Genomic DNA, 25040 nt, shown 5'->3' with positions numbered 1-25040 from the left:
CGCTTCACCATGGACGTGGTCGATCCGGCGTGGCTGCCGCCCGACACCTGGCGGGCGATCGGCCGGCGCCGGATCCGGCTGACCGGCCACGGACTTCTGGTCGACACCGTGGCCGGCGAGCTGGGCCAGGCCTGCGCGCGGTTCGGCGGCGAACTCGTCCGGTCGACCGGCGGGCCACCGTGCGACGTGGAGATGGGCCTCGGCGGCGAAGCCGCCCTCGGCGCCGAGGGCTTCGCGATAACCACCGGCTCCGGCCCGGTCCGGCTGCGAGCACATCAACCCCACGGCCTTCTGTACGGGATGTTCCACCTGCTCCGGCTCGGCGACGCCCCGGCCTCGACGACCTGCCGTCCCGCGGTGCCGCGCCGGATGCTCGACCACTGGGACAACGTCGACGTGCACCCGGTGATGGGCCAGGTCGAACGTGGATACGCCGGCAGCTCGCTGTTCTGGCGGGCCGGCGCACCCCGGCGGGACTTGACGCGCGTCACCACGTACGCCCGGATGCTGGCCTCTTGTGGAATCAACGCGGTCGCGCTGAACAACGTCAACGTGCACGCCACCGAGGCCCGCCTGCTCACCGACCGGCTCGGCGAGGTCGCCGAGCTGGCCGGGGTGTTCCGCCGCTACGGCATCCGCACCCACCTGTCGGTGTCGTTCGCCGCTCCGGTGCTGCACGGCCTGGACACGGCGGACCCACTGGATGTCCGGGTGCGGCGCTGGTGGGAGCACGCCACCGCGGCCGTTTACCAGGACATCCCCGATTTCGGCGGCTACCTGGTCAAGGCCGACTCCGAGGGCCGGCCCGGCCCGTTCACCTACGGCCGCACCCACGCCGACGGCGCGAACCTGCTCGCCGACGCCCTCGCCCCGCACGGCGGCGTCGTGCACTGGCGCGCGTTCGTCTACAACCACCGCCAGGACTGGCGCGACCGGAGCATCGACCGGGCCCGCGCCGCCTTCGACCACTTCACCCCACACGACGGCACGTTCCGGGACAACGTCGTCCTGCAGGTCAAGCACGGCCCGATGGACTTCCAGGCCCGCGAGCCGGTGTCGCCGCTGATCCCGGCCATGCCGCGCACCCGGATCGGCGTCGAGTTCCAGATCACCCAGGAGTACACCGGCCAGCAGCGCCACGTCTGCTATCTCGCGCCGATGTGGAGCGAACTGCTGCGCGGCACGCACGGACCCGCCCTGGCCGACTCCGCCTCCGAGTTCGTCGCCGTCGCCAACGTCGGCGACGACCCGTTCTGGACCGGTCACCCCCTGGCCCAGGCCAACCTGTACGCGTTCGGCCGCCTGGCCTGGGATCCGGGGCTCGATCCGGCCGCCGTGCTCGACGAATGGATCACCCTGACCTTCCCGGACACCCCCGCCCGGCTGGGCGACGCGCTCCACGCGATCATGCAAAATTCCTGGGCGACGTACGAGCGTTACACCGCCCCGCTCGGTGTCGGCTTCATGGTCCACCCCGGCGATCATTACGGCCCGGCCGTCGACGGCTACGAGTACAGCCGATGGGGCACCTACCACCACGCCGACCGCGACGGCGTCGGCGTCGACCGGACCGTCACCACCGGCACCGGCCAGGCCGCCCAGTATCCGGAGCCGTGGCGGCGGATCTACGACTCCCGGCCGGACTGCCCGGACGAGCTCGTCCTGTTCTTCCACCACCTGCCCTACACCCACGTGCTGCGCAGCGGCGTCACGGTCATCCAGCACATCTACGACACCCACTTCGCCGGTGCGGACGAGGTTGCCGTAATGCGCGGGCGCTGGGCCGAGCTGTCCGGCACGCTGCCCCCGGCGGCCTACGAACGGGTGGCCGAGCTGCTCGACGAGCAGGTGCGCTCGGCCGGGGAGTGGCGCGATCAGGTCAACTCGTACTTCTTCCGCAAGTCCGGCGTGCCCGACGCCCACGGCCGCCGGATTTATTGACCTACCGCCCGCGAACGGCTGGTGTTGTGGCGACGTCGGCCCGGAGTCCATCGACGATGAGCGTGACCATGCGACGGCCGTAGTGGGGCTCCTCGTCCGGCAGGGGCGTGCACAGTTTGGCGACCGCGTAGAGCAGGTCCTTCGGACTGACTTCGGCCCGGATCTCTCCGGCGGCGGTCGCGGTGTCCAGCAGGGACCCGAGGGCCGGCGCCAGCTTCTCCATCAGGTAGCCGGAGAGGCCGTCGTAGGCCGGATCGCCCGAGTGCAGCGCCGCGGCGAATCCGCGTTTGGTCGCGACGAACTCGACGAGCCGGTCGAGCCACCTCGCGAGGGCGATGCCCGGCTTGTACTCGGCGGCCAGCGCCGGAGCGGCGTCGGCGCAGGCGTCGATCTCGCGCTCGATCACCGCCTTGATCAGGTGGGAGCGCTGCGGGAAGTGCCGGTAGAGCGTGCCGACGCCGACGCCGGCCAGATCGGTGATCTCCTTCGCGGGCGCGTCGACGCCGGACGTGGCGAAGACCGTTTTCGCGGCTTCGAGCAGCGACTCGACGTTGCGCTGGGCGTCGGTGCGCTTCCGGCGCGCGCCCGCGCCTGCCCTCGAATCGGTGGTATCCGGCACAGTCACCTCTCCTTACTGTTCCGGAAAGCCTTTCCGTATAGTTCCGGAAAGGCTTTCCACTTCAGTCACGATACCGGGAGGAGACCGTCATGCAGTACCGCACCCTGGGCCGGACCGGCATCAAGGTCAGCCCGTACGCGCTCGGCACACTGATGTTCGCCACGCAGGTGGGCAACCCTGACCCCGAGGATTCGATCCGGGTGATCCACAAGGCGCTGGACGCCGGGATCAACCTCGTCGACACCTCGGACGTCTACGGCGACTCGGAGGAGGTCGTGGGCCGGGGGCTCAAGGGACGGCGAGAGTCCGTCGTGCTGGCCACCAAGTTCGGACGGCCGACCGGCACCGACCCTAATCAACAGGGCGGCTCCCGGCGCTGGATCATGACCGCGGTCGAGAACTCTCTGCGCCGCCTGCAGACGGATCACATCGATCTCTATCAGGTGCACAAGCTGGACCCGGACACCGACGTCGAGGAGACCCTCTCCACGCTCACCGACCTGATCCGCGCCGGCAAGGTGCGAGCGATCGGTTCGTCCAACACGCCGGCCGTCGACATCGCCGACGCCCATTGGCTCTCGGAGAGGCGCGGGCTGCAACGCTTCCACACCGAGCAGCTGCCGTACTCGATCCTGAACCGCGGCGTCGAGAACGACGTACTGCCGGCCGCGCAGCGCTACGGGCTCGGCACCCTGGTGTGGGGGCCGCTCGGGCAAGGCATGCTCACCGGCCGCGTGCGCAGGGGCCGGCCGAACGACCTGAGCCGCGCTCGCTACTTCAAACACCTCAACGACGAACGCCGCATCGACATCGTCGAACAGCTCGTCCCGCTCGCCGCCGAGGCCGGCCTGCCCCTGACCCACCTCGCCATGGCCTTCACCATCGCGCACCCGGGCGTGACCAGCACACTGCTCGGCGCGCGCACGATGGAACAGCTCGACGACCTGCTCGACGGCGTCGGCGTAACGCTCACCGACGACATCCTCGACCGGATCGACGAGATCGTCCCGCCCGGCACCGACATCACCCGCCTCGACCAGGCCTACATCCCCCCGGCCCGGCTCGACCCGAACCTGCGCCGCAGGCCGGCCGGCGAACGCGGCGCCGCCTGATCCGGACGCCGCTGGCATGCGGCGAGAGGCCTGTGGACCGGCATCGACGATGCCGGGGCCGGCCCGCCGTGCGATCGGCCGGCCCCGGCAGCCCGGGTGTGCGGTCGCCCGCACCTTGTCGGTTACTGGTTGCGGCCGGCCATGACGCCGCCGTCGACGTCCCAGATCGCGCCCGTGACCCATCCGGCCTGCTCGGACAGCAGGAAGGTGACGGCCGCCGAGATGTCCTCGGTGGTGCCGATCCGGTTGAGCGGGTGGAAGGGGCCGAATCCGGCCAGGACGGTGTCGACCTCGGCCGGCGGGATGAAGCCCTCGTAGATCGGGGTGGCGACCACGGCCGGGGAGACGGCGTTGACCCGGATCCGGTGAGCGGCCAGTTCCAGAGCCAGATGCTGGGTCATAGCGTGCAGGCCGGCCTTGGCCATCGAGTACGCCGATGACGGGGTCGCGGCGATGGCCTGCTTGGCCCACATGCTGCCGATGTTGACGATGACGCCGCCCCGGCCATGGTTCACCATGCTCCGCGCCACGGTCTGGGTGATCAGGAAGGTGGCCTTGTTCAGGTCCAGGTAGCTGTCGTAGTCGGCCTCGGTGTGGTCGAGGAACGGCAGCGGCTTGAACACGCCGGCCGCGTTGACCAGCAGGGTCGCGTCGGCGTGCCGGCCGGCCAGATCCTCGCGGACCCGGGCCGTCTGAGCCGGGTCGCGCAGGTCGGCGGTGATTCCCCACGCCTGCCCCAGCTCGGCCACCGTCTTCTCGACCCGCTCCGGGCGCGAGCCGATGACGACCGCGCTGCCGCCGCGGGCGACGACGTCGGCGGCGATCTGGCGGCCCATGCCGCTGCTGCCGCCGACGACGATCAGCTTCTGGCCGGTGAAGTCCTGGTTCATGATGCTTCTCCTGACGCTGTCTACCTACTAGTTGGATGGTTACTTGGTCATGCGAAAGCCCGCGCGGCAGGCCGCCCGCGCGTTTCCTCAGGGGTGATGCGATTTTCTGGTCAGAGCAGGGCGTCGACCAGGGTCGCCGCCACCGACCGGACCACATCCCGGTCCTGCTCGGCGGCGGGATCCGGCTGTCCGTGAGCGCGAGCCAGCAGCAGGGCTCCCTCCAGGGCGGCCAGGTAGGCCTGCGCCGCCGAACCGGTCTTGCCCGCCGGCACCCCGGCCTCGGCCAGCACGCCGGCCACCCACCGCCGCTGATCGTCGAAGAATCCGTCCGTCGCCCGCCGCACTTCCGCGGGCAGGCTCTCCGCGTCCACGGCGAACACGCCGCACAGGCAGATGCGGCCGCCCTGGGCAAACGTCGCGGCGTACAGCCCCGCGTAGTCCACCAAACGCTGCCGCGCGCTCTGGGTGCTGTCGTCGACCTCCTTGACCGCTGCGGCGAATCCCGCCCGATAGCGGGCGATCAGCGCCTCGGCCAGCGCCGCCTTGGTCGGGAAATAGTGATGGATGCTCGGCTTCGTGATCGACAGCTCGGCACTGATGTCGGCGTAGGAGAAGCCGTTGTACCCCCGAACCTGCACCAGCGCCTGAGCGCTGTCCAGGATCCGTTCCGCTGTCGTCGTCACGCCGATATTTCTACCTTCTAGTAGGTAGGCGGTCAAGGGTCGTGACCGGCGTCACCACCTCGACGGCCGTCCTTGCCCCGGCCGGGCAGGATGGCCCGGTGATCGGATCCAGGATCTTCCGCCGTGTCGTCCCGCTCGCCGGCATCGTGCTGCTCGCCGGCTGCGCCCGTCCCATCGGCACGGCCGACGGCGTCTCACCGCTGGTCCCCACACCGTCGGTCATTCCCTCCCCGACCCCTTCGGTGGTTCCCTCGTCCTTCGATCCCCGGCTGGTGACGACCGCCTGCCCGCCCGAGGGTGTCCGCCTGCAGCAGGACGGCGGAGACGCCGCGGCGGGCCTGCGCGTGCTCAGCCTCACGCTGGTCAACTGCGGTACCAAGGACTACCGCCTGAACGGCTACCCGGCCGTGCAGGCACTCGACGACGACGGCACCGTGCTCGACCTCCGGGTCCTCGACGGCGTCACCGAGATCCTCGGCACCATGCCCTGGGACCTGCCGCCCAAGCCGGTCACCCTGCGCCCCGGCCAGCGCGCCGGCATGGCCTTGGCCTGGCGCAACACCTACGACGACATCAGCAAGCCGCCGGCCGACGGCAAATATCTCCGGATCGCACCGCTGGCCGGCCGTCCCGCCCAGACCATCGAACCGGACGGCGCCCTCGACTTCGGCAGCACCGGCCGGTTCGCGGTCAGCTCCTGGCAGCTGCTCTCGGGCGCCTCCGGCTCGCCGACCGAACGCCCCTGATCAGGTCGGCCGGCTCAGCAGGGCGACGTCGCCGGGGGCCAGCCGGATCGGGTCACCGCGAGTTATCCGTACGCCGGTGATCAGCTCGGTCGCGTCGGCGGGTGCGCTCACCTCGACCGGTTCGGACCCGTGGTGCAGCAGGAACGTCACCGGCCCCCGATCGGTGGCCTCCAGGCCGGGCACCCCCGCGTACGGCCCGCGCAGCCCGTGCCGGTCCAGGATCTGCCCCACGACCCGGTCGACGCCGGCCTGGTCGAGCGCGGTCGCGACGTACCATGCCTCGCCCTGTCCGTAGGTGTTGCGGGTGACCGCGGGCGTCCCGGCGTAGAAGTCGGCGCCGTAGGTCGCCACGGTTCGCGCGCCGCGCGGGATGACGATCTCGAACACCAGGCTCCCCTCGCAGCGCAGGTCCCCGAAGTCGACCGGGTTGACCACCCCGGCCGGTCGGGCGTCCCACTCGTCGACGCGCACACCCGTCAGCTCGCCCAGCGGGCCGGGCACGTCGGCGAGAAAGGCCTGATCGTTCTCGTCGACCCGGCCGGACAGGAACGTGGTCAGCACGGTGCCGCCGCGCCGGGCGACCTCCTCCAGGCGTGCGGCCAGATCGCCCTTGAGCATGAACAACGCCGGGGCGATGACCACGTCGTACGCGGAAAGGTCGGTCGTCACCGGAACCACGTCGGCGCCGGCGCCGGCGGACCAGACCGCGCGGTGATGGGCCCGCACGATGTTCTGGTAGCGGACCAGCCGGGACGGCCCGTCCGAGGCCTCCAGCGCCCACCAGCTGTCCCAGTCGAACAGGATCGCCACCCGGGCCGGCACCCGGGTGCCCAGCACCGCGTCGCCGACCCGGTCGAGTTCGGCGCCGAGCTGCGCGACCTCGCGGAACACCCGGGTGTCGGCGCGGCCGGCGTGCCCGATGACCGCGCCGTGGTACTTCTCGCTGGCGCCGCGCCCGGCGCGCATCTGGAAGAACAGCACCGCGTCGGCGCCGTGCGCGACCGCCTGCCAGCTCCACAGCCGCATCACGCCGGGGCGTTTCAGCGGGTTGACGTCGCGGCACGCGGTCGTGCTCGGGGTCTGCTCCATCAGCCAGAACGGCCGGCCGCCGCCGATCCCGCGCATCAGGGCGTGGGTGAATGCCATCCACTCCGGGTGCTCGTCGTCCGGCGGGTAGTTGTCCCAGGAGACGAAGTCCAGGTCGGCGGCCCAGCGGTGATAGTCGATGGGCTGGTAGGCGCCCATGAAGTTGGTGGTCACCGGGGTGTCCGGGTCGGACTCGCGGATCGCCGCCTTCTCGTCGCGGAAGTTGGCCAGCATCGCGTCCGACATGAACCGCCGGTAGTCGATGGTGATGGCCTGGAACGCGGTGTGCTCGGCGTCGCGCCAGTGCTCGGTGAGCATCGACGGCGCCTCGATCTCGTCCCACGAGGTGAACGTGTGCGACCAGAACGTGGTGTACCAGGCCGCGTTGAGCTGCTCCAGCGTGGTGTAGCGCTCGCGCAGCCAGACCCGGAAGGCGGCCGTGCACCGGTCGCAGTAACAGGCGCCGCCGTACTCGTTGCCGACGTGCCAGGCGACCACCGCCGGGTGGCCGGCGAATCGTGAAGCGAGCCGCCGGGCCATCTCGGCCGACAGTCGGCGGAACACCGGCGAGCTGGGGCACGAGTTGTGCCGCTGGCCGAACCGGTGCCGGCGGCCCTCGAAGTCGACCCGGGTCACCTCCGGGTGGGCCCGGGCCAGCCAGGCCGGATGCGCGCCGGTGCCGGTGGCCAGGCAGATCGCACGCCCCTCGGCGGCGGCCCGTTCGACGATCCGGTCGAGCGTGGTGAAGTCGTAGGTGTCCTCGTTCGGCTGGGTCAGCGCCCAGGTGAAGACGCCGACGGTGAGCGTGTCGATCCCGGCCAGGTCGAAGAGCCGGTGGTCGTCGTCCCACACCTCGGCCGGCCACTGCTCGGGGTTGTAGTCGCCGCCGTACCGGATCTTCGTCACCGGACGAACCTCTCCTCGATCTCGTCGCGCAGCGGCCGCGCCGTGCGCAGCAGCGCCGCTGCGAAGACCACGGCGACCAGGGCCAGCACCGCCTCGGACCAGAGCACGACGACGGCGCCGGCCAGCACGGCCAGGGCGGCGACGCCCAGCGTGACCTTGGGCGTGCGGACCAGGAAGTACGCGGCCAGCCGGGCGGTGTCGCGGGCCCGGAACGTGTACAGCGACGCGATCACCAGCGCGTTGGCCTGCCACAGCGCGGCGAGAAGAGCGACCGCGGCGACCGGGATCGTCCAGCCGCCCGCGGCCAGGTTCAGCCCGAGAACCGCTTCCCAGACCAGAAACGGAACCCACAATTTCAGTACGGCGGTGGCGTTCAGCCGGTAGCCGCGCAGGAACGTGCGCGCCGGGGCGAGATCGGTCAGGTCACCGCTGCGCCGGCGCAACGCGTAGAGCGCCGCCGACAGGGCCGGCCCGGCCGGGATCGCGCACACCGCGACCAGCGGAAGGTTGCTCGCGTCCCGGTCGAGCAGCACCAGCGGCACGATCCCGGCCGCGCCGGTGAGCAGCACCAGCACCCCGGTCACGAGCAGGGTGTGCACGAGGGCGGCGGTCCGGGCGAGCGGGCCGGCGCCGATCACCGACATCTACTTCTTGTCCTTGTAACGCTGGTAGGCCTTGTTCACCAGGTCCAGGTACTTGTCCATGTTCTTGGTGCGCAGCTCGCCCAGGTAGGCGTCCCACTCCGACAGCGGCCGCTGGCCCAGCGCGAACCGCAACGTCTGCTGGAATACGTGATCCTTCAGCGTCGACTCCCACAGCGCGGCCTGTTCACGTTCCTCCGGGCTGAGCGGGTGCGGCGGATCGACGTCACGCGTCTGGCGTTTGTTCATCTCGGCCTGGAACGCCTTCTCCTCGTCCGAGAACTGTGAGTTCAAAATCTTGGTGCTGCCGCCGTACGCGAAAACGCCGTTGAAATATCCGTAGTCGACCTGCAGATCCTTGGGCGCCGTCGGGTTCAGCCCACCCCATTTGACCTTCGGGTCGAGGGCGAACGTGCCGTCGTCGACGCTGCCCGTGTAGGTGTCGCCCTGGATGCCCCACTTGCTGAACATCAGGCCGGCGTCGGAGTACCAGAGCCAGTCGATGAACTGGATCATCGCGACGAAGTTCTTGCTCTCCCGCGCCTTCTTGCTGATCATGATGCCGTTCTCCAGCCGCGACTCGCCGGGCAGCGTCGCGCCCATCGGGCCGAGCGGCAGCGGGATCTTCGCGACCGTCGCGCCCGGGATCTTGGCGATGTCCTTGCGGCACTCGGAGACCAGGGTCTGCGCGTTCGCGCTGATCACGAACGACTTGCCGGCGGCGAACTTCTGCCGGGCGTTGTCGTCGGTCTGGGTGAAGCTCTCCGGGTCGAGCAGCTTCTCACCGACCAGCGTGGACAGGTATTGAAGGACCTGGCGGTACTGGTCCATGGCGCCGCTGAGGACGAACTTCGCGGCGGTGTTGTCCCAGGTGATGCTGTTGTAGGCCCAGCCCGCGTGGGTGCCGTAGGACGAGCCGAGGATGCCGATCAGGTTGTTGGCACCCGGCTGCGGCGGCGTGCTCCAGCGGTCGGAGAACGGATACCGGTCGGGGTAGGCCGCCCGCAACGCCCGCAGGGTCGTGGTCAGCTCGTCCCAGGTCGCCGGCACGGCCAGCCCGTGCTTGGTCAGCACGTCGGTGCGCATCGCCAGCGAGTAGTCCTGCCAGGCGTTCTCGTGCAGGCCCGGCAGCAGGTAGTACTTGCCGTCCTGCTGGCTGAACCCGTCCAGGTTGCCCTGCAGGTTCCACCGTTTCACCTTGTCGGTGTAGTGCGGCATCAGGTGCGTGTAGTCGCTGACCGGCAGGATCGCGCCGCCGGCGATGAACGCCTCCTCGTCCGGGTGGTATGTCTTCGGGATGATCATCGGGGCGTTGCCGGCGCTCACCACCACGCTGCGCTTCTGGTTGTAGTCGCTGCCCGGCACCGCGGTCGCCTCGAACGACACGTTGGTCCGCCGGGCCAGCTCGGCCAGGAACGGCCAGTTGGCGTTGAACGGGTAGTTCTGATTGCTGAGCATCATGATCGAGAACTTCAGCGGCTCGGTGGCCTTGAACTGGTCACCGAGCTTGAAGTCGTCCATCGCGCCGGCCTTGTTGCCGTCCAGGTCGCCGGAGTCTGAATCGCCGCCGTCGCCGCAACCGGTGAGGGAGACGGCCGCGGCGCCGGCCGTCGCGGCCAGCAGATGCCGTCGGGAGAGCTGAACCATCGGGAACTCCAAAGTGGGGGAGAGGAGCGCCCGCTTATCCCTTCACGGCGCCGAGCATCACGCCGGAGACGAAATATCGCTGGATGAAGGGGTAGACGAGCATGATCGGGAGGGTGGTGAGCACGATCGTCACGGCCTGGATGCCGGCCGCGATCTGCAGCGTGGCGTCGCTGGCCGTGCTCTGGTCGGAGCCGGCGGTGGCGCCGGCGATCAGGTTGCGCAGGTACACGGTGACCGGGAAGAGCTCCTGCCGGTCCATGTAGAGGAATCCGGCGAACCACGAGTTCCAGAACGACACCGCGTAGAACAGCAGCATGGTGGCGAGCACCGCCTTGGACAGCGGCAGCACGATGCGGAACAGCGTGCCGTAGGTGGAGGCGCCGTCGACCGCGGCGGCCTCCTCCAGCTCGACCGGCAGACTCTCGAAGAACGCCTTCATCACCAGCAGGTTGAAGACGCTTATCGCGTTGGGCAGCGCGATCGCCCACAGGGTGTTGCGCAGGCCGAGCGCGCTGACCAGCACGTAGTTGGGGATGAGGCCACCGTTGAAGAACATGGTGAAGACCGCGATGCCGACCAGCAGGGAACGGCCCCGCAGATGCTGCTTGGCCAGGACGTAGGCGTAACAGGTGGTCAGCACGAGCGAGATCGCGGTGGCCACCACGGTGTAGAACACGGTGTTGCGATAGTTGATCCAGAACAGGGAGTCGGACATGACGTGCCGGTACGTGGTCAGGTTGAAGCCCCGCGGGAACAGGCTGACCTGACCGGTCCGGATCTCCCGCTCGCCGCTGAACGAGCGGGCCACGATGTTCACGAACGGGAACAGCGTGACCACCACGACGATGGTCAGCACCAGCGCGTTGACCGCCTGGAAGACGCGGTAGCCGCGGGTCCGCCCGATCGTCGTCACCACAGGCTCGTACCGACCAGACGACGGGACAGCCGGTTCGCGCCCAGCACCATGATCAGCCCGATCACGGACTCGAACAGGCCGATCGCGGCGGCGTAACTGAAACTGCCCGACACGATGCCGACCCGATAGAGGTACGTGGAGATGACGTCCGCGGTCGGATAGGTGAGCGGGTTGTACAGCAGCAGCACCTTCTCGAACCCGACCGCCAGGAACGTGCCGATGTTGAGCACCAGCAGCGTCATCATCGTCGGCCGGATCCCGGGCAGCGTCACGTGCCAGGTCTGGCGCCACCGGTTCGCCCCGTCGACCCGGGCCTGCTGGTAGAGGTCGCTGTCGATGGTGGTGAGCGCGGCCAGGTAGAGGATCGTGCCCCAGCCCACGGTCTGCCAGACCTCGGACGAGACGTAGATGGTCCGGAACCAGCCCGGCTCCTGGATGAACGAGACCGTGTCGTGCCCGACCGCGTGCAGACCCTGGTTGATCACCCCGTCGACCGAGACGATCTGCAGGATCATGCCGGCCACCACCACGATCGACAGGAAGTGCGGCAGGTACGAGACGGTCTGCACGAAACCCTTCAGCCAGCGGGTCCGCACCTCGTTGAGCAGCAGCGCCAGCACGACCGGCAGCGGGAAGCAGAACAGCAGGGTCAGCCCGCCGATGATCAGCGTGTTGGTGAAGATCTGCCAGAACGTCGGGTCGGTCAGGAACATCCGGAAGTAGCGCAGCCCGACCCAGTACTCACCGAACAGATCACCGCCGGGGGAGTAGCGCCGGAACGCGATGAGGTTGCCGAGCATCGGCAGGTAACGAAAGACCAGGAAGAACAGCAGCGGAAGTACGGCCAGTGAATAGAGCTGCCAGTCCCGGCGGAGGGTCGCGCGCCACGTGCGCCGGTGCACGACGTCCGAGGTCATCGTCATCCCTCCCGGTCCTCGGCTTCGAGGAGTCACCATCGCGACCGAAACTTTCGACATCGACGGTTATCGTTTCGAAAACTAGACGTAACATCGATGGGTGTCAACCCTTGTTGATCTCGCTCGGGGCGTGCGATCCTGGCAGTTCATCGGCCGACCCGATGACCCGAAACTTTCGGAACCTATCCGGCCATGATGGAGCGGCAATGCTGGCGATCCGAGTGGCGAGGATCTTCGACGGCGAGCAGATGCTCGGCGGCGGCGCGGTCGTGCTCGTCGACGACGGCCGCATCACGGGCGTCCAGCAGGACTCGGCACCGATTCCCTCGGACGCGACCGTGCACGAGGCACCCGACGCCACCCTGCTGCCCGGCCTGATCGACGCCCACGTGCACCTGTGCGCCGACGCCGGACCGGCCGCGCTGGAACGCCTCCCCGACTTCTCCGACGCCGAACTCGGCGCCGTCATCGAAACCTCGCTGCGGGCTCAGCTCGCCGCCGGGGTCACCACGGTCCGGGACCTGGGCGACCGGCGCGACGCCGTCCTGGCCTGGCGGAACCGGGCCGTGCCGGGCCTGCCCACCGTGGTGGCCGCCGGGGCGCCGATCACCAGCGTGGGCGGGCACTGCTGGTCGATGGGCGGCGAGGCCCGCGACGAGGGCGAGATCCGGGCCGCGGTCCGGCAGCGGGCCGCGGCCGGCGCCGACGTCATCAAGATCATGGCCAGTGGCGGTGTGTTCACCCCGGGCACCGACACCACCACGCCGCAGTTCACCGACGCCGAACTGGCCGCCGCGGTGTCCCAGGCCCACGCGCTCGGCCTCCCGGTCACCGCCCACGCGCACGCGCTGGCCGCGGTCCACCAGGCGCTGCGCGCGGGCGTCGACGGGATCGAACACGGCACGTGCGTGACCGCCGAGGGTGCCCGAGTCGACGACGACGTGGCCGCCGCCCTGGCCGCGTCCGGGATCGCGGTCTGCGCCACACTCGGATCCGATCCGTCCGTCGTGGTCCCACCGGCCGTCGTGGAGATGGCCGCGCGGGCCGGCATCACCGAGGCGGCGCTGCAGGACGGGGTCGCCCGGCTCTACCGGGCCGGGGTGCGCCTGGTCGCCGGCTCGGACGCCGGCCTCGGCCCGGCCAAGCCGCACGGCATTCTCCCCGCCACGCTCGGCGAATACGTGCGCTGCGGGATCCCCGCGACCGCGGCCCTGGCCGCCGCCACCTCGGTCGCCGCCCAGGTCTGCGGCCTGGCCGGACGCAAGGGACGCATCCGCGGCGGGTACGACGCCGACCTGCTGCTGGTCGACGGCGACCCGGCCGCGGACATCGAGGCGCTGAACCGCCCCCGCGCCGTCTACCTGGCCGGACGGCCGGTCTAGATCAACGTCGTGGCGAGGGCGCGGAACGCCTCGGCCGGGAACGACTCGCGGTCGCCACCGTTGAGGACCTGGATCGCGACCTCGTCCGCCCCGGCTTGATAGTGCTTCTCCAGAGCGGCGGCGACCTGCTCGGCCGTACCCCAGGGAATGATCGCATCGACGAGCCGGTCACTGCCGCCGTCGGCGAAATCCTCGTCGGTCCACCCGAACCGCCGCAGGTTGTTGGTGTAGTTCGGCAGGCTCAGATACCCGGTCGTGTACTGCCGGGCGGTGGCCCGCGCCGACTCGGCGTCCGGGTCGAGCACGACCGCGACCTCCGGGGCGAGCAGCCGGTCGGGACCGAGCGCGGCCCGCGCCTCGGCGGTGTGCTCGACAGTGACGAAGTACGGGTGCGCGCCGGCCGACCGGTCCCGGGACAACTCCAGCATCCGCGGGCCGAGCGCGGCCAGCACCCGCCGCTCACGCGGGACACCGGCCTGATCCAGACCGTCCAGATAGGCGACCATCTTCGAATACGGCCTGCGGTAGTCCGTGCCGTCGCCCTCCACCAGCACCGCGTGACTGGCCCCGAGACCGAGCAGGAACCGCCCCGGATGCGCCCGCTCGGCGTCCTGCGCGAACGCCGCCGTCTCGGCCGGCGTCGCATGCCAGATGCTCACGATCCCCGGCGCGACACCGATGCTCTTCGTCCCGTCCAGGATCTCCCGGAACCGCACCGGAACGTTGTCCCCGAAACCGGCCGAGAACCAGATGCGCGAATACCCGAGCCCCTCCAGTTCCCGCGCGGCCTCGACCGCCGAGTCCGGACTCTTGCTGCCGAGGAAGAACGGTTGCCAGACGCTCACGAGTCGTTGTGCCATACCCCGACCCTACGACTGCTCGTGTCCGAGCGACGAGGACAGCCCGCGATGCGCACCGGCCTGCTCCAGCAGCAGCTTCGCCTTCCGCTCCAGGACATCGACCGCGTCGGCGCCGGCCGCCCAGCGCAGCGGCGGCTCCTCCGAGCCGATCAGCCGGACCAGCGCGGCGGCGAGCCTGGCCGGATCGCCACCCTGCCGGCCGTTCATGCCGTTCCACGCGGTCACGGTCTGCCGGGTGCGTTCGGCGTAGTCCTCGATGCTCGGCTCGGCGTAGGTGGTCGACTCGGGCGTGAGCAGGTCGGTCCGGAAGAATCCCGGCTCGACGAGCATGGTGCGGATTCCGTACGGCGCGACCTCCGGTGCCAGCGACTCCATCCAGCCCTCCAGACCGAACTTCGCCGCCGCGTACGCGCTGCAGAACTCCAGCCCACCGATACCGGCGGTCGAGGAGATCGTCACGACCAGCCCGGAACGCCGTTCACGCATCACCGGCAGCACCGCGCGGGTGACGTTCAGCGGGCCGAACAGGTTGGTCTCGACCTGCGCCCGGAACGCGTCCGGGGTGATCTCCTCGAAGAACCCGGCGACGAAGTTACCGGCGTTGTTGACCAGCACATCGACGCGACCGAAACGGTCCACCGCGGCCCGCACGGCGGCCGCTGCGCTGACCGGGTCGGTCACGTCGAGCCGTACCGTAAGCAGATTTTCGGCGAAGCCGATGGCCTTCTCCACCCTTTCCGGATCGCGGCCGGTCGCGACCACCGAGTACCCGGCGGACAGAGCGGCCTTGGCGATGTCGACACCCATGCCGCGTCCCGCGCCGGTGATCAGCAGAACCTTCTTCTGTGCCATGTCATCCTCCAGCGAATCCGAAACCTTCCGGCCTCCAGAGAACCGATTCCTTCGCGTACGGAGAAGGTGCTGCTGGAAGGTGTACCGACAGCCCACCCCTCGCCGCCGCGATCCGCCCTAGCCTGGGGAACATGGACAACCGCGACGAGGTCAAGGCGTTCCTCAGCACCCGCCGCGCCCGGATCACCCCCGAGCAGGCCGGCCTGACCGCCTACAACCGCAACCGCCGGGTGCCCGGCCTGCGCCGCAGCGAGGTCGCCGACCTGGCCGGGGTCAGCGTCGAGTACTACGCACAGCTCGAACGCGGCAACCTGGCCGGCGCCTCCGACAGCGTCCTGGATGCGCTCGGCCGCGCCCTGCGGCTCGACGAGGCCGAGCAGCAGCACCTGGCCGATCTGGCCCGCGCCGCCGGGCCGGGCGCGCGGGCCCGCCGCAAGCCGCCGGCGCAGCAGATCCGTCCGGGCGTGGCCCGCGTCCTGGAGCTGATGACCGAGGTTCCGGCGTTCGTCGGCAACGGCCGCGGGGACGTCCTGGCCGGCAACCCGTTGATGCGGGCGTTGTACGCGCCGATGTTCGAACGCCACGACCGGCCGGCCAACCACGCGCGGTTCGCGTTCCTCGACCCGCGGGCGCGGGACTTCTGGCGCGACTGGGACCGGATCGCCTCCGACACCGTGGCCATGCTGCGCACCGAGGCCGGCCGCGACCCCTACGACAAGGCGTTGACCGACCTGGTCGGCGAGCTGAGCACCCGCAGCGAGGACTTCCGGGCCAGGTGGGCCGCTCACGACGTCCGGCTGCATCGCACCGGTGTGAAGCAGTTCCGCCATCCGGTCGTCGGTGACCTCGACCTGAACTTCGAGACCCTGCAGCTGACCGCAGACCCCGGTCTGTCCATGACCCTGCTCAGCGCACCGGCCGGCTCGGCCGGCGACGATGCTTTGCGCCTGCTGTCGAGCTGGGCCGCGACCCGCGATCCCGAGGTGCCGGTCAGGCGAGGCCGGTGAGGAAGAGCAGGCCGGCGACGATCAGGCCGGCTTCGACGAGCAGGACGAAGGTGTGGTCGCTGACCCGGCCGACGATCCGCTTGCCGGCCCAGGCGCCGGCGAGGGTGGCCGGGGTGAGGGCGGCGCCGTAGAACAGGACCCGCGGGGTGAGCAGGTCGCCCGCTCCGTACACGGCAATTTTGGTGAAATGCATGGTGAGCGCGGCGGCGGCCTCGGTGCCGATGTAGGCGGCGCGGGTCAGGCCGTAGGCGAGGAAGAACGGCGCGGTGAGCGGGCCGACCGAGCCCAGCAGCGCCGATCCGAAGCCGGAGGCGGCGCCGACCGCGGCGAACGTGCGGTCGGCCGGGCGTCCGGGGCGGCGTTTCCGCCGGCGCCAGGCGACCACGCCGATCAGGAACAGGCCGAGGGCGCGTTTGAGCGGGCTGAGTGGGGCGTGGGTCAGCAGCAGCCCGCCGGCGACGGCGAGCGGGACGGCTCCGGCGGCGAACCAGCCGACCAGCGGCCACCGGATCTCCGGCCGGTTGAGCCACGTACGGGAGCCGTTGCTGGACAGCTGGGTGAGGGTCAGGACGGGCACGGCGAAGCGCAGTCCGAACAGGGCGGTGAACACCGGTAGCAGCAGCACCCCGCCACCGAAGCCGGCGACCGCCGACAGCATCGCCAGCAGGAACGCCGCCGCCGAGGCAGTGAGCAGGGTGAGGACCGGCATCTACGGATCGGTCCGGGCGGCGAGCCCGACCGCCGTGGCTTCCAGGAGCAGGCGCAGCCGGGGGGCGAAGTCGAGCGCGACGTGAGCCCACCGTGGTTCCTGCTCGTACAGGGCCGCCAGGGTCGGGGTCGGGTGGGAGACCTGCCAGAACCCGGCCGCGAGCACGGTGGTCACCGAGACCAGGTTCTGCAGCTGGCCGGCGGGCATGGTGCCGGCCCGGGTGAGGGCGTCGATGATCTCGTCGAACGCGGCGAACGAGGTGGTCTTGTAGCGGCGGGCGCGTTCGATGTCGACGTCGCCCTCCAGGCTGAGAGTGGCGTGGGTGAGCAGGTCGCAGAAGACCGGCAGGCCGACGATCGTGGAGGTCAGCACCGCGGCGATCGCCGGTGGGTCCAGGCCGGTCCGGTCGCCCAGCTCGGTCGTGATCGCGTCGCGCCACCGTTCCCATCCGCGCTCGGCGAGTTCGAGGAGCAGTTCTTCCTTGTCGGCGTAGTAGCGCCGCACCCCGGTCCGGTGCAGTCCGACGCGCTGTGTGACGGCCGCGACCGTGACGAACCGGGCGCCGCCGAGTTCGAGGGCGAGCGCTTCGGCCGCGTCGAGCAGGTCCTCGGAGCGTCGCAGTTTGTCCCCGGCCGACCGGGCCCTCTCCCGCATGAGCCGACTTTAGCGCATCACTGGGTGCGCTAACCCGTGCTATGTTGGCGCCGTAACGCATCACGTGATGCGTTACGACTGATCGAGCTAGGAGAAACCCCATGAAGGCTGTTCAGGCCACCCGCTTCGGCGATCCGACCGTGCTCACCGTCGTCGACCTGCCCGACCCGGTACCGGGGCCGGGCGAGATCGCCATCGACGTCACGCACGCCGCGGTCGGGCTGATCGACGTGTTCTTCCGGCAGGGCCAGTTCGCGGTGGTGCAGCCGCCCTACGTCCCGGGCCTTGAGGTCGCCGGCACGGTGCGTGCGCTCGGCGCGGGCGTCACCGGTTTCGCGGTCGGCGAGCCGGTGGTGTCCATGTCGGCCGGGGGCACCGGCGGATACGCCGAGGTCTACGTCGCCCCGGCCCACCTCGTCGTCGCCACCGGCATCGACCCGGCGCTGGCCGTCGCTGCCGTCCCGAACGCCGCGATGGCCCACGTCGCGCTCACCCGGGTCGCGCACCTGGCCGAGGGCGAGAGTGTGCTGGTGCACGGCGCGCTCGGGGCTTCGCCGCCGCGTTCCCGGGCGTCGCCAAGCGGCTCGGGGCCGCGCGGGTGGTCGGCACGGTCCGGGCCGGCAAGCGGGAGGCCGCGGCGCGGACCAAGCTGCCGTACGACCGGATCGTCGACTCGGCCGAGCTGCCCGAGGTGCTCGGCGACGAGAGGTTCGACGTCGTCATCGACCCGGTCGGCGGAGCCGTGCGCACCGGCTCGTTCGCCCTCATGCGGCCCGGCAGTCGGCTCGTCGTGGTCGGCAACGCCGGTGGTGACTGGAGCAGTCAGGTGGGCACCAATGACCTGTGGTTGTCCAGCACCACGGTCTCCGGTTTCAACGCCGGCGCGTTTCTCCCGGCCCGTCCCGAGGTCGTCCGGCCCGCGATGATGGCCGCTCTCGACGTCGTCGCGGCCGGTCTCGGCGACATGGAGATCGACGTCCTTCCGTTCAGCCAGGCGGTCACCGCGCACGAGCGGATGGAGAGCCGCGAGCTGGCCGGCCGCATCGTCCTGACCCCGCGATGACCGTCGCAACAAGACTTAAAAGCTATTAAGCCTATCGGCGGAGTAGGATTTGAGGCCTCGGGAGGAACTCACCAGGGACGGGCAGAATCATGACCACTTTCCACATACGCAAGGGGCTGGCCGCCGTCGGCCTGGTCGCCGTGCTCGCCGCCTGCGGATCCGGATCCGCGGGCAGCACGGCCGGCGCCGCGGGCGAACCGGTCGACGGCGGCACCCTCACCTTCTACGATCCGATCCAGTACACGGCCTGGGTGCCGACCAACTCGATCTGGTCCAACAGCAACATCACCGGCAACCTGGCCGAGCGACTGATCTGGCAGGACCCGAAGACCGGCGACTTCAAGCCGTGGCTGGCCACCGCCTGGGAGATCAGCGCCGATCACCTCGCCTACACCTTCCACCTACGGGCCGGGGTCACGTTCAGCAACGGTGACCCGCTCGACGCCGAGACCGTGAAGGCCAACTTCGACCAGCACGGCCTCGGCGACAAGGCGCTGGGCATCGCGCCGGACTCGTTCTGGACCGACTACGCCGGCACCGACGCCGTCGACGCGTCGACCGTACGGGTCCGGATCAGCAAGCCGAACGCCGCGTTCCTGCAGATCCTGTCCAACTACCGGGCCAGCTCGATCCTGGGCAAGCCGTTCCTCAAACTGGACCTCACCGGCCAGGGCAAACTGGAGAACTGGGTCGGCACCGGACCGTTCGTGGTGGACAGTGTCGACGGCACCACCGGGGTGACGCTCAAGCGCCGCGACGACTACAACTGGGCCCCCGAGGGCTCCGCTCACCAGGGCAAAGCCTACCTGGACAAGGTCGTCTACAAGACGGTCCCGGAGGCCGGCACCCGGGTCGGCGCGCTGCAGTCGGGCGAGGCGCAGATCGCACGGAACATCGCGCCCTACGACGAGCAGACCGTGACCTCGGGCGGGGGCACCGTGCTCGGCTTCCCCGTGCAGGGCGAGACGAACTCGCTGAAGATCCAGCTGGACGCCGACGCGCCGACCCGCGACCCGCAGGTGCGGCTCGCGTTGCAGGCGGCCACCGACCGGACCGAGATCAACAAGACGGTGCTGTCGCCGAGCTACCCGATCCCGACGAGCGCGCTGGTCAAGGGCACGCCGTTCCGGGGCGACTCATCGCCGTACCTCAAATTTGATCTTGAAAAGGCAACGGCGTTGCTGGATGCCGACGGCTGGGCCCCGGGCCCGGACGGCATCCGGGTCAAGGCCGGTAAGAAGTTGCACTTCGACATCTGGGTCGCGCCGTATTACCAGGTCTCGCAGGCGGTTCTGGAACTGCTGCAGTCGCAGTGGAAGAAGGCCGGCGTCGACCTGCAGATCCACACCGTCTCGCAGACCGAGTACGCGGCCAAGGAGGGCGCGCACGGCGCCGACGCCAACAACGAGTGGACGTTCTCGCAGGGCCAGACCTCGACCGCCGACGCCAACGTGCTGCGGGTCTCGCTGGCCGGCGACCGGTATCACGGCAACAACGCGCTCACCCCGGACACCACGCTCGACCAGTTGCTGAACGCGCAGGCCCAGACGTTCGACCCGGCCCAGCGCAAGGCCGCCGTCCAGAAGGTCGAGGACCGGATCTTCGGGCAGGCCTACGAGATCCCGCTCTACGACGAGACCCAGGTCTTCGGACTCGCCCCGAGCGTGCACGGCTTCGCCACCGAGTCGACCGCCCGCTCCTGGCTGTACGACACCTGGCTGTCGAGGTGAGCTGAGCATGCGCCGCTACGTCCTCCGCCGTGTGGGGCAGGCCCTGCTGGTCCTCGGTGCCGCCTACACCCTGTCGTTCGTGCTGCTCAGCGCCCTGCCGGGCGACTCGATCAGCAACCGCATCCACGCCCCCGACTCCGGGCTGACCGCTCAGGACGGCGAGGTCCTGCTGCGCTACTACGGTCTCGACCGGCCGATCTGGCAGCAGTATCTCGACGGGCTCGGCCGCGTCCTGCACGGTGACCTGGGGCTGTCATTGACCAACGCCCATTCCGTACGGGATCTGCTCGCCACCGCCCTGCCCAGCACGTTGCTGCTCACCGGGCTGGGCCTGGTCGCCGGGATCGTGCTGGCCACGGCCGTGGCCCTGCTGATCAACTACGGCCGGTGGGCGTGGCTGCGCAACCTGGTCACCGGGCTGCCGGCGGTCTTCGCGTCGGTGCCCACGTTCGTGGTCGGCATCCTGGCCCTGCAGTACCTGTCCTTCCGGGCCCATCTGATCCCGTCGGTCGACAACGGCACGTTCCTGGCCCTGGTGGCGCCCGCGATCACGCTCGGCCTGCTGATCGCGGCGCCCCTCGCGCAGGTCTTCGGCGCCTCCATCGGCAGCACCCGGGCCCAGCCGTTCGTGCACGTGTTGCACGCCAAGGGTGCGGGGGAGGGGTTCATCTTCCGCAAGGACGTGTTCCGCAACGCGTCGCTGCCGGTGCTGACCCTGCTCGGGCTGGCCTTCGGGGAGCTGATCGCCGGGTCGGTGGTGACCGAGTCGGTCTACGCCCGGCACGGCATCGGCAGCCTGGTGGTCGGTGCGGTCAACACCCAGGACCTGCCGGTCGTGCAGGGCGTCGTGCTGCTGTCCACCGCCGCGTACGTGGTGGTCAACCTGGCCGTCGACCTGGCCTACCCGTTCATCGACCCGCGGATCCTGCTCGACGGGCGGCGCACGGCGGGCGTGGTGACGGCATGACCAGGCGTCGGACGGCCGGCATCGTCCTCGCCGCGGCGGTGGTCGCCCTGGTGCTGCTCTGGGCATTCTCGCCCGGCCTGTTCACCCATCAGGACCCCCTCACCGTGCAGCCGGCATCGCGCTTCCAGCCGCCTTCGGGCGCGCACTGGTTCGGCACCGACCAGCTCGGCCGCGACCTCTACACCCGGGTCGTCTACGGCGCCCGGGCCTCGCTCACCGGCGCCGGCACCGCCGTTGCCGTCGCCGTCCTGGCCGGCTCGCTGCTCGGCGCGATCGCCGGCTGGTTCGGCGGCCTGCTCGACACGCTCATCGGCCGGACCATCGACGTGGTGCTGTCCATCCCGGGTTTCCTGTTCGCCATCACCATCGTCGTCCTGCTCGGCTTCGGCGTCCTGCAGGCCGCAGTCGCGGTCGGCCTCACCTCGGCGGCCACCTTCGCCCGGCTGATCCGCGCCGAGGTGCTCAAGGCTCGCTCCAGCGCCTACGTCGAAGCGGCCGTCACCAGCGGCGCGAGCACGTTCACGATCCTGCGCCGGCACGTCGTACCCAATTCTGTCGCCCCGACGTTTGCCCTGATCACCGTCCAGTTCGGCATCGCCATCATCTGGATCGCCTCGCTCAGTTTCCTCGGGCTCGGCGCCCAGCCACCCAACCCGGAGTGGGGTCTGCTGGTCGCCGACGGCCGCAACTACATCGCCACCCGCGGCTGGCTGACGCTGTGGCCCGGCCTCACCGTCGTCGCCGTCGTGCTCGCCACCAACTACCTGTCCCACCACCTGAACCGCGGGAGAGCGTCATGAGCGAACCGGTGCTCGCCGTCCAGGACCTCACCGTCGGCTACCGGCTCGGGCACCGGCTCACCCCGGTCGTGCACGAGGTCTCCTTCCAGGTCGAGCCCGGGCAGGTCCTGGCCCTGGTCGGCGAGTCCGGCTCCGGCAAGACGACCACCGGGCACGCGATCCTGGGACTGCTGCCGGCCAACGGCGAGGTGCTCGGCGGCCAGGTCCGTTTCCGCGACCAAGCCCTGACCCAGCTGTCGCCGAAAGGCTGGCGGGCGCTGCGCGGCCGCGCGGTCAGCCTGATCCCGCAGGACCCGGCCGTGTCCCTGGACCCGGTCCGCCGGGTCGGATCGCAGGTCGAGGACGTGCTGCTGCTGCACACCCGGCTGGATGCGGCGGAACGCCGGCGACGGGTCTACGAACTGTTCGAGCAGGTCGGCTTCACCGACGTCGAACGCCGGTACCGGCAGTACCCGCACGAGCTGTCGGGCGGGATGCGCCAGCGGGTGCTGATCGCCACCGCCATCGCCGCCGGACCGGATCTGATCATCGCCGACGAGCCGACCTCGGGTCTCGACGCGACCGTCCAGAAGCAGGTTCTCGACCTGATCGATGACCTGCGGAACCGCCTGGGCACCGCGGTGGTGCTGGTCACCCACGATCTCGGGGTCGCCGCGGACCGCGCCGACCTGATCGGGGTGATGCGAGCCGGGCGGCTTGTCGAAGCGGGTCCGACCCGCGAGGTGATCAACGCGCCGACCGATCCCTACACCCGGCGGTTGCTCGACGCCGTTCCCTCGCGCCTGCCGTTGGCCCCTTCAATTCCTAAAACCGATAAAACCGCGATTTCCGTACGGGATCTGCACAAGGATTTTGACGGTGTCGCGGCCGTCGACGGCATCACGTTCGACGTGCAGCGCGGCGAGACGTTCTCGATCGTCGGCGAGTCCGGCAGCGGCAAGTCGACCACCGCGCGCATCCTCACCGGCCTGACCGCGGCTACCTCCGGAACCGTGACCCTGCTCGGCACCGACGTCGTCGGGCTGCGCCGCCGCGACTTCCGCCCGCTGCGGCGCGACGTGCAGTTCGTCCACCAGAATCCGTACGCCTCCTTCGATCCTCGCTTTGATGTCTTCGACGTGGTCGAGGAACCGCTGCGATCGTTCCGGCCCGCGCAAACGCCCCGGAAGCGCCGCCGGGCCAACGAACCGAGAGTCGTCGCCGCCCTGGAAGCGGCCGCCCTCCCGGCCGATCTGCTGCACCGGCACCCGCGCGAACTCTCCGGCGGCCAGCGCCAACGCGTCGCGATCGCCCGCGCGCTGGTGCTCGAACCGTCCGTCATCGTCCTCGACGAGCCGATCTCGGCCCTGGACGTGTCGGTCGCCGCCCAGATCCTCAGCCTGCTCCGACGACTGCAGAAGGAGCGTCAGTTGACGTACGTGTTCATCTCGCACGACCTGGCCGTGGTCCGCGCCATCTCCGACCGGGTCGCGGTGATGCGCCACGGTCGCATCGTCGAACAGGGCATCGTCGAGGACGTGTTCCAGCGGCCCCGGCACGAGTACACCGCCGGGCTGCTCGACGCCATTGCCGGAGCCGACCTGCTGGCCGGTGCCCGATGACCGCCGTGGACAACGGCCGGCCCACCCGCCGGCAGCCGGAGACCCTCGAGGAGGCCCTGGTCCGGATCCGGGCCGTCCTGGCCGAACTCGCCCGGGACGCGGCCACCCGCGACCTGCTCGGCGGGCACCCCTACGAGCTGGTCCAGGCCCTGGCCGACGCCGGTTTCGGGCGCCTGCGGGTCCCGGCCGACCACGGCGGATTCGACGTGAGCCTCCCGGAACTCTTCGAACTGCTCGCCGAGGCCGGGCAGGCCGACTCGAACATCCCGCAGATCTGGCGCGGTCACTTCACCACCATCGAGATCCTGCGCCAGGAAGCCGACGACACGGTCCGCTCGACATGGCTGCGGGCGATCGGGGCGGGCGCGGTCTTCGGCAACGCCCAGTCCGAACCGGCCGCGTTCGCCGCCTCCGAACAGGACCCGGCCGGCTGGGGCGGCACCCGGACCCGGGTCCGGGCCGACGCTCGGGGCACCCGGGTCGTCTCGGGCGAGAAGTTCTACTCCACCGGCGCCCGCTTCGCCGACTACATCCGCGCCGCGGTCCTCGACGAATCCGGCAACCGCATCTTCGTCGTCGTCTCGGCCCGGCACCCCAAGGTCACCCACGTCGACGACTGGGACGGCATCGGTCAGCGCCAGACCGGCAGCGGCACCACCATCTTCGACGACGTCCCGGTCGAACCCCTCGGCGACGTCGGCCGCTACCGCGAATCCCTGCGCGGGCTCGACTCGTTCGTCCAGATCGTCCACCTGGCCAACCTCGCGGGAATCGCCCGCAGCCTGGTCACCGAAACCGTCGACCTGGTCCGGGCCCGGGCCCGGACCAGCCTGCACGCCCTCTCCCCGGACGCCACCCAGGACCCGGAGGTACTGGGCGTGGTCGGAACGCTGCACGCGCGCCGGCTCACGGCCGACTCGCTGCTGCGGCACGCCGCCGAACGACTCGAAGCCGCCCACCGCAGCGGCGCCGAAGCCGACTACACCCGCGCCTACCAGGACACCTCGGCCGCCCAGGTCGCGGTGATCGAAGCGGTCCTCGACGCGGCGACGACCGCCTTCAACGCCGGCGGTTCGTCGACCGTCCGCAACGGCGTGCACCTCGACCGGCACTGGCGCAACGCCCGCACCCTGGCCTCGCACAACCCGGTCGTCTACAAACCCCGCATCGTCGGCGACTACCTGGTGAACGCGATCACCCCGGTCCCCGGTTACTACCGGGACCGTCCCTCCACCGGCGACTCCTGACGCCGAAACCGTCCTGGCGGGCGACCGTTCGTTCGCCTCCCGGCGATGGTGAACGGCGAGCGAA

23 protein-coding genes and 1 pseudogene are annotated in these 25040 nt (G+C 70.3%); 12 read left to right on the top strand and 12 right to left on the bottom strand.

The window, feature by feature from the left end; translation table 11 throughout:
* Positions 1-9 precede the first annotated feature (9 nt).
* On the top strand, positions 10-1941 hold the full coding sequence (locus ACSHV8_RS22610; protein ID WP_436535742.1) for an alpha-glucuronidase: 1932 nt from the start codon (positions 10-12) through the stop codon (positions 1939-1941).
* A 1-nt stretch (position 1942) separates the two neighbouring features.
* On the opposite strand, the gene ACSHV8_RS22605 is transcribed toward ACSHV8_RS22610, so the two are convergent.
* Positions 1943-2566: a TetR/AcrR family transcriptional regulator gene (locus ACSHV8_RS22605; protein WP_436535741.1), complete on the bottom strand. Its 624-nt coding sequence runs from the start codon at positions 2564-2566 to the stop codon at positions 1943-1945.
* Between the two features lie 83 nt (positions 2567-2649).
* Here ACSHV8_RS22605 and ACSHV8_RS22600 point away from each other — a divergent pair, with 83 nt between their 5' ends.
* Positions 2650-3672: an aldo/keto reductase gene (locus tag ACSHV8_RS22600; RefSeq protein ID WP_436535740.1), complete on the top strand. Its 1023-nt coding sequence runs from the start codon at positions 2650-2652 to the stop codon at positions 3670-3672.
* 122 nt (positions 3673-3794) lie between these two features.
* On the opposite strand, the gene ACSHV8_RS22595 is transcribed toward ACSHV8_RS22600, so the two are convergent.
* Positions 3795-4562 (bottom strand): SDR family NAD(P)-dependent oxidoreductase, encoded by a 768-nt coding sequence (locus ACSHV8_RS22595; RefSeq protein WP_436535739.1) that lies wholly within the window; start codon positions 4560-4562, stop codon positions 3795-3797.
* A 110-nt stretch (positions 4563-4672) separates the two neighbouring features.
* Positions 4673-5245, bottom strand: coding sequence for a TetR/AcrR family transcriptional regulator (locus tag ACSHV8_RS22590; RefSeq protein ID WP_436535738.1), 573 nt, complete (start codon positions 5243-5245; stop codon positions 4673-4675).
* Positions 5246-5343: 98 nt separating this feature from the next.
* Here ACSHV8_RS22590 and ACSHV8_RS22585 point away from each other — a divergent pair, with 98 nt between their 5' ends.
* Positions 5344-5991, top strand: a complete 648-nt coding sequence (locus ACSHV8_RS22585; protein ID WP_436535737.1) for a DUF4232 domain-containing protein — start codon at positions 5344-5346, stop codon at positions 5989-5991.
* On the opposite strand, the gene ACSHV8_RS22580 is transcribed toward ACSHV8_RS22585, so the two are convergent.
* From ACSHV8_RS22580 to ACSHV8_RS22560, 5 genes are read right to left on the bottom strand one after another with little or no spacing between them, the layout of a single operon-like run.
* A complete protein-coding gene (locus tag ACSHV8_RS22580; RefSeq protein WP_436535736.1) occupies positions 5992-7983 on the bottom strand; it encodes a beta-galactosidase in 1992 nt (663 codons plus the stop codon).
* A complete protein-coding gene (locus ACSHV8_RS22575) occupies positions 7980-8627 on the bottom strand; it encodes a hypothetical protein (RefSeq protein ID WP_436535735.1) in 648 nt (215 codons plus the stop codon). The genes ACSHV8_RS22580 and ACSHV8_RS22575 overlap by 4 nt, the downstream gene beginning before the upstream one ends.
* The gene (locus ACSHV8_RS22570; protein WP_436535734.1) at positions 8628-10271 is read right to left on the bottom strand and encodes an ABC transporter substrate-binding protein; all 1644 of its coding nucleotides are present in this window, start codon (positions 10269-10271) and stop codon (positions 8628-8630) included.
* Positions 10272-10305: 34 nt separating this feature from the next.
* On the bottom strand, positions 10306-11184 hold the full coding sequence (locus ACSHV8_RS22565; protein WP_436535733.1) for a carbohydrate ABC transporter permease: 879 nt from the start codon (positions 11182-11184) through the stop codon (positions 10306-10308).
* Positions 11181-12110, bottom strand: a complete 930-nt coding sequence (locus ACSHV8_RS22560; RefSeq protein WP_436535732.1) for an ABC transporter permease — start codon at positions 12108-12110, stop codon at positions 11181-11183. The genes ACSHV8_RS22565 and ACSHV8_RS22560 overlap by 4 nt, the downstream gene beginning before the upstream one ends.
* Positions 12111-12310: 200 nt before the next feature.
* On the opposite strand from ACSHV8_RS22560, the gene ACSHV8_RS22555 reads away from it, so the two are divergent.
* Entirely contained in the window at positions 12311-13486 is a 1176-nt protein-coding gene (locus tag ACSHV8_RS22555) for an amidohydrolase family protein (RefSeq protein WP_436535731.1), read from the top strand.
* On the opposite strand, the gene ACSHV8_RS22550 is transcribed toward ACSHV8_RS22555, so the two are convergent.
* Together ACSHV8_RS22550 and ACSHV8_RS22545 are read right to left on the bottom strand one after the other, a co-directional pair.
* Positions 13483-14346, bottom strand: coding sequence for an LLM class F420-dependent oxidoreductase (locus ACSHV8_RS22550; protein ID WP_436535730.1), 864 nt, complete (start codon positions 14344-14346; stop codon positions 13483-13485). The two genes, ACSHV8_RS22555 and ACSHV8_RS22550, sit on opposite strands and share 4 nt — an antisense overlap.
* Positions 14347-14355: 9 nt before the next feature.
* A complete protein-coding gene (locus tag ACSHV8_RS22545; protein WP_436535729.1) occupies positions 14356-15198 on the bottom strand; it encodes an SDR family oxidoreductase in 843 nt (280 codons plus the stop codon).
* Positions 15199-15329: 131 nt separating this feature from the next.
* Between ACSHV8_RS22545 and ACSHV8_RS22540 the strand changes: the two genes are divergently transcribed.
* A complete protein-coding gene (locus ACSHV8_RS22540) occupies positions 15330-16205 on the top strand; it encodes a helix-turn-helix domain-containing protein (RefSeq protein WP_436535728.1) in 876 nt (291 codons plus the stop codon).
* Here ACSHV8_RS22540 and ACSHV8_RS22535 read toward each other — a convergent pair.
* Complete coding sequence (locus tag ACSHV8_RS22535; protein WP_436535727.1) at positions 16189-16914, bottom strand: sulfite exporter TauE/SafE family protein; 726 nt, start codon at positions 16912-16914, stop codon at positions 16189-16191. The genes ACSHV8_RS22540 and ACSHV8_RS22535 overlap by 17 nt on opposite strands.
* Positions 16915-17568 (bottom strand): TetR family transcriptional regulator, encoded by a 654-nt coding sequence (locus ACSHV8_RS22530; RefSeq protein WP_436535726.1) that lies wholly within the window; start codon positions 17566-17568, stop codon positions 16915-16917.
* Between the two features lie 101 nt (positions 17569-17669).
* Here ACSHV8_RS22530 and ACSHV8_RS22525 point away from each other — a divergent pair.
* The 7 genes and pseudogenes from ACSHV8_RS22525 to ACSHV8_RS22495 form a co-directional block, all read left to right on the top strand.
* Positions 17670-17933, top strand: a pseudogene (locus ACSHV8_RS22525) (alcohol dehydrogenase catalytic domain-containing protein); the annotation flags it as partial.
* Between the two features lie 233 nt (positions 17934-18166).
* Complete coding sequence (locus tag ACSHV8_RS22520; RefSeq protein ID WP_436535725.1) at positions 18167-18631, top strand: zinc-binding dehydrogenase; 465 nt, start codon at positions 18167-18169, stop codon at positions 18629-18631.
* A gap of 89 nt (positions 18632-18720) precedes the next feature.
* Positions 18721-20361: an ABC transporter substrate-binding protein gene (locus tag ACSHV8_RS22515; protein WP_436535724.1), complete on the top strand. Its 1641-nt coding sequence runs from the start codon at positions 18721-18723 to the stop codon at positions 20359-20361.
* A 7-nt stretch (positions 20362-20368) separates the two neighbouring features.
* On the top strand, positions 20369-21328 hold the full coding sequence (locus ACSHV8_RS22510; protein WP_436535723.1) for an ABC transporter permease: 960 nt from the start codon (positions 20369-20371) through the stop codon (positions 21326-21328).
* Positions 21325-22128 (top strand): ABC transporter permease, encoded by an 804-nt coding sequence (locus tag ACSHV8_RS22505; protein ID WP_436535722.1) that lies wholly within the window; start codon positions 21325-21327, stop codon positions 22126-22128. Before ACSHV8_RS22510 ends, ACSHV8_RS22505 begins: the two co-directional genes overlap by 4 nt.
* The gene (locus tag ACSHV8_RS22500) at positions 22125-23729 is read left to right on the top strand and encodes a dipeptide ABC transporter ATP-binding protein (protein ID WP_436535721.1); all 1605 of its coding nucleotides are present in this window, start codon (positions 22125-22127) and stop codon (positions 23727-23729) included. The genes ACSHV8_RS22505 and ACSHV8_RS22500 overlap by 4 nt, the downstream gene beginning before the upstream one ends.
* Positions 23726-24976 carry an acyl-CoA dehydrogenase family protein gene (locus tag ACSHV8_RS22495; RefSeq protein ID WP_436535720.1) on the top strand — a complete coding sequence of 417 codons (1251 nt, stop codon included), beginning with the start codon at positions 23726-23728 and terminating at the stop codon, positions 24974-24976. Before ACSHV8_RS22500 ends, ACSHV8_RS22495 begins: the two co-directional genes overlap by 4 nt.
* The last annotated feature ends 64 nt before the right edge of the window (positions 24977-25040 follow it).

It is taken from the genome of Actinoplanes sp. HUAS TT8 (genome assembly GCF_051380535.1).
Lineage (GTDB): Bacteria > Actinomycetota > Actinomycetes > Mycobacteriales > Micromonosporaceae > Actinoplanes.
This window is presented reverse-complemented; position numbering and strand designations above follow the sequence as displayed.

What these genes read in the sequence shown, in the direction of transcription:
- ACSHV8_RS22610 (WP_436535742.1), top strand. Translation starts at nt 10, where the DNA reads ATGGACGTGGTCGATCCGGCGTGGCTGCCGCCCGACACCTGGCGGGCG.
- ACSHV8_RS22600 (WP_436535740.1), top strand. Translation starts at nt 2,650, where the DNA reads ATGCAGTACCGCACCCTGGGCCGGACCGGCATCAAGGTCAGCCCGTAC.
- ACSHV8_RS22595 (WP_436535739.1), bottom strand. Translation starts at nt 4,562, where the DNA reads ATGAACCAGGACTTCACCGGCCAGAAGCTGATCGTCGTCGGCGGCAGC.
- ACSHV8_RS22575 (WP_436535735.1), bottom strand. Translation starts at nt 8,627, where the DNA reads ATGTCGGTGATCGGCGCCGGCCCGCTCGCCCGGACCGCCGCCCTCGTG.
- ACSHV8_RS22570 (WP_436535734.1), bottom strand. Translation starts at nt 10,271, where the DNA reads ATGGTTCAGCTCTCCCGACGGCATCTGCTGGCCGCGACGGCCGGCGCC.
- ACSHV8_RS22560 (WP_436535732.1), bottom strand. Translation starts at nt 12,110, where the DNA reads ATGACGATGACCTCGGACGTCGTGCACCGGCGCACGTGGCGCGCGACC.
- ACSHV8_RS22555 (WP_436535731.1), top strand. Translation starts at nt 12,311, where the DNA reads ATGCTGGCGATCCGAGTGGCGAGGATCTTCGACGGCGAGCAGATGCTC.
- ACSHV8_RS22550 (WP_436535730.1), bottom strand. Translation starts at nt 14,346, where the DNA reads ATGGCACAACGACTCGTGAGCGTCTGGCAACCGTTCTTCCTCGGCAGC.
- ACSHV8_RS22545 (WP_436535729.1), bottom strand. Translation starts at nt 15,198, where the DNA reads ATGGCACAGAAGAAGGTTCTGCTGATCACCGGCGCGGGACGCGGCATG.
- ACSHV8_RS22540 (WP_436535728.1), top strand. Translation starts at nt 15,330, where the DNA reads ATGGACAACCGCGACGAGGTCAAGGCGTTCCTCAGCACCCGCCGCGCC.
- ACSHV8_RS22535 (WP_436535727.1), bottom strand. Translation starts at nt 16,914, where the DNA reads ATGCCGGTCCTCACCCTGCTCACTGCCTCGGCGGCGGCGTTCCTGCTG.
- ACSHV8_RS22530 (WP_436535726.1), bottom strand. Translation starts at nt 17,568, where the DNA reads ATGCGGGAGAGGGCCCGGTCGGCCGGGGACAAACTGCGACGCTCCGAG.
- ACSHV8_RS22515 (WP_436535724.1), top strand. Translation starts at nt 18,721, where the DNA reads ATGACCACTTTCCACATACGCAAGGGGCTGGCCGCCGTCGGCCTGGTC.
- ACSHV8_RS22510 (WP_436535723.1), top strand. Translation starts at nt 20,369, where the DNA reads ATGCGCCGCTACGTCCTCCGCCGTGTGGGGCAGGCCCTGCTGGTCCTC.
- ACSHV8_RS22505 (WP_436535722.1), top strand. Translation starts at nt 21,325, where the DNA reads ATGACCAGGCGTCGGACGGCCGGCATCGTCCTCGCCGCGGCGGTGGTC.
- ACSHV8_RS22500 (WP_436535721.1), top strand. Translation starts at nt 22,125, where the DNA reads ATGAGCGAACCGGTGCTCGCCGTCCAGGACCTCACCGTCGGCTACCGG.
- ACSHV8_RS22495 (WP_436535720.1), top strand. Translation starts at nt 23,726, where the DNA reads ATGACCGCCGTGGACAACGGCCGGCCCACCCGCCGGCAGCCGGAGACC.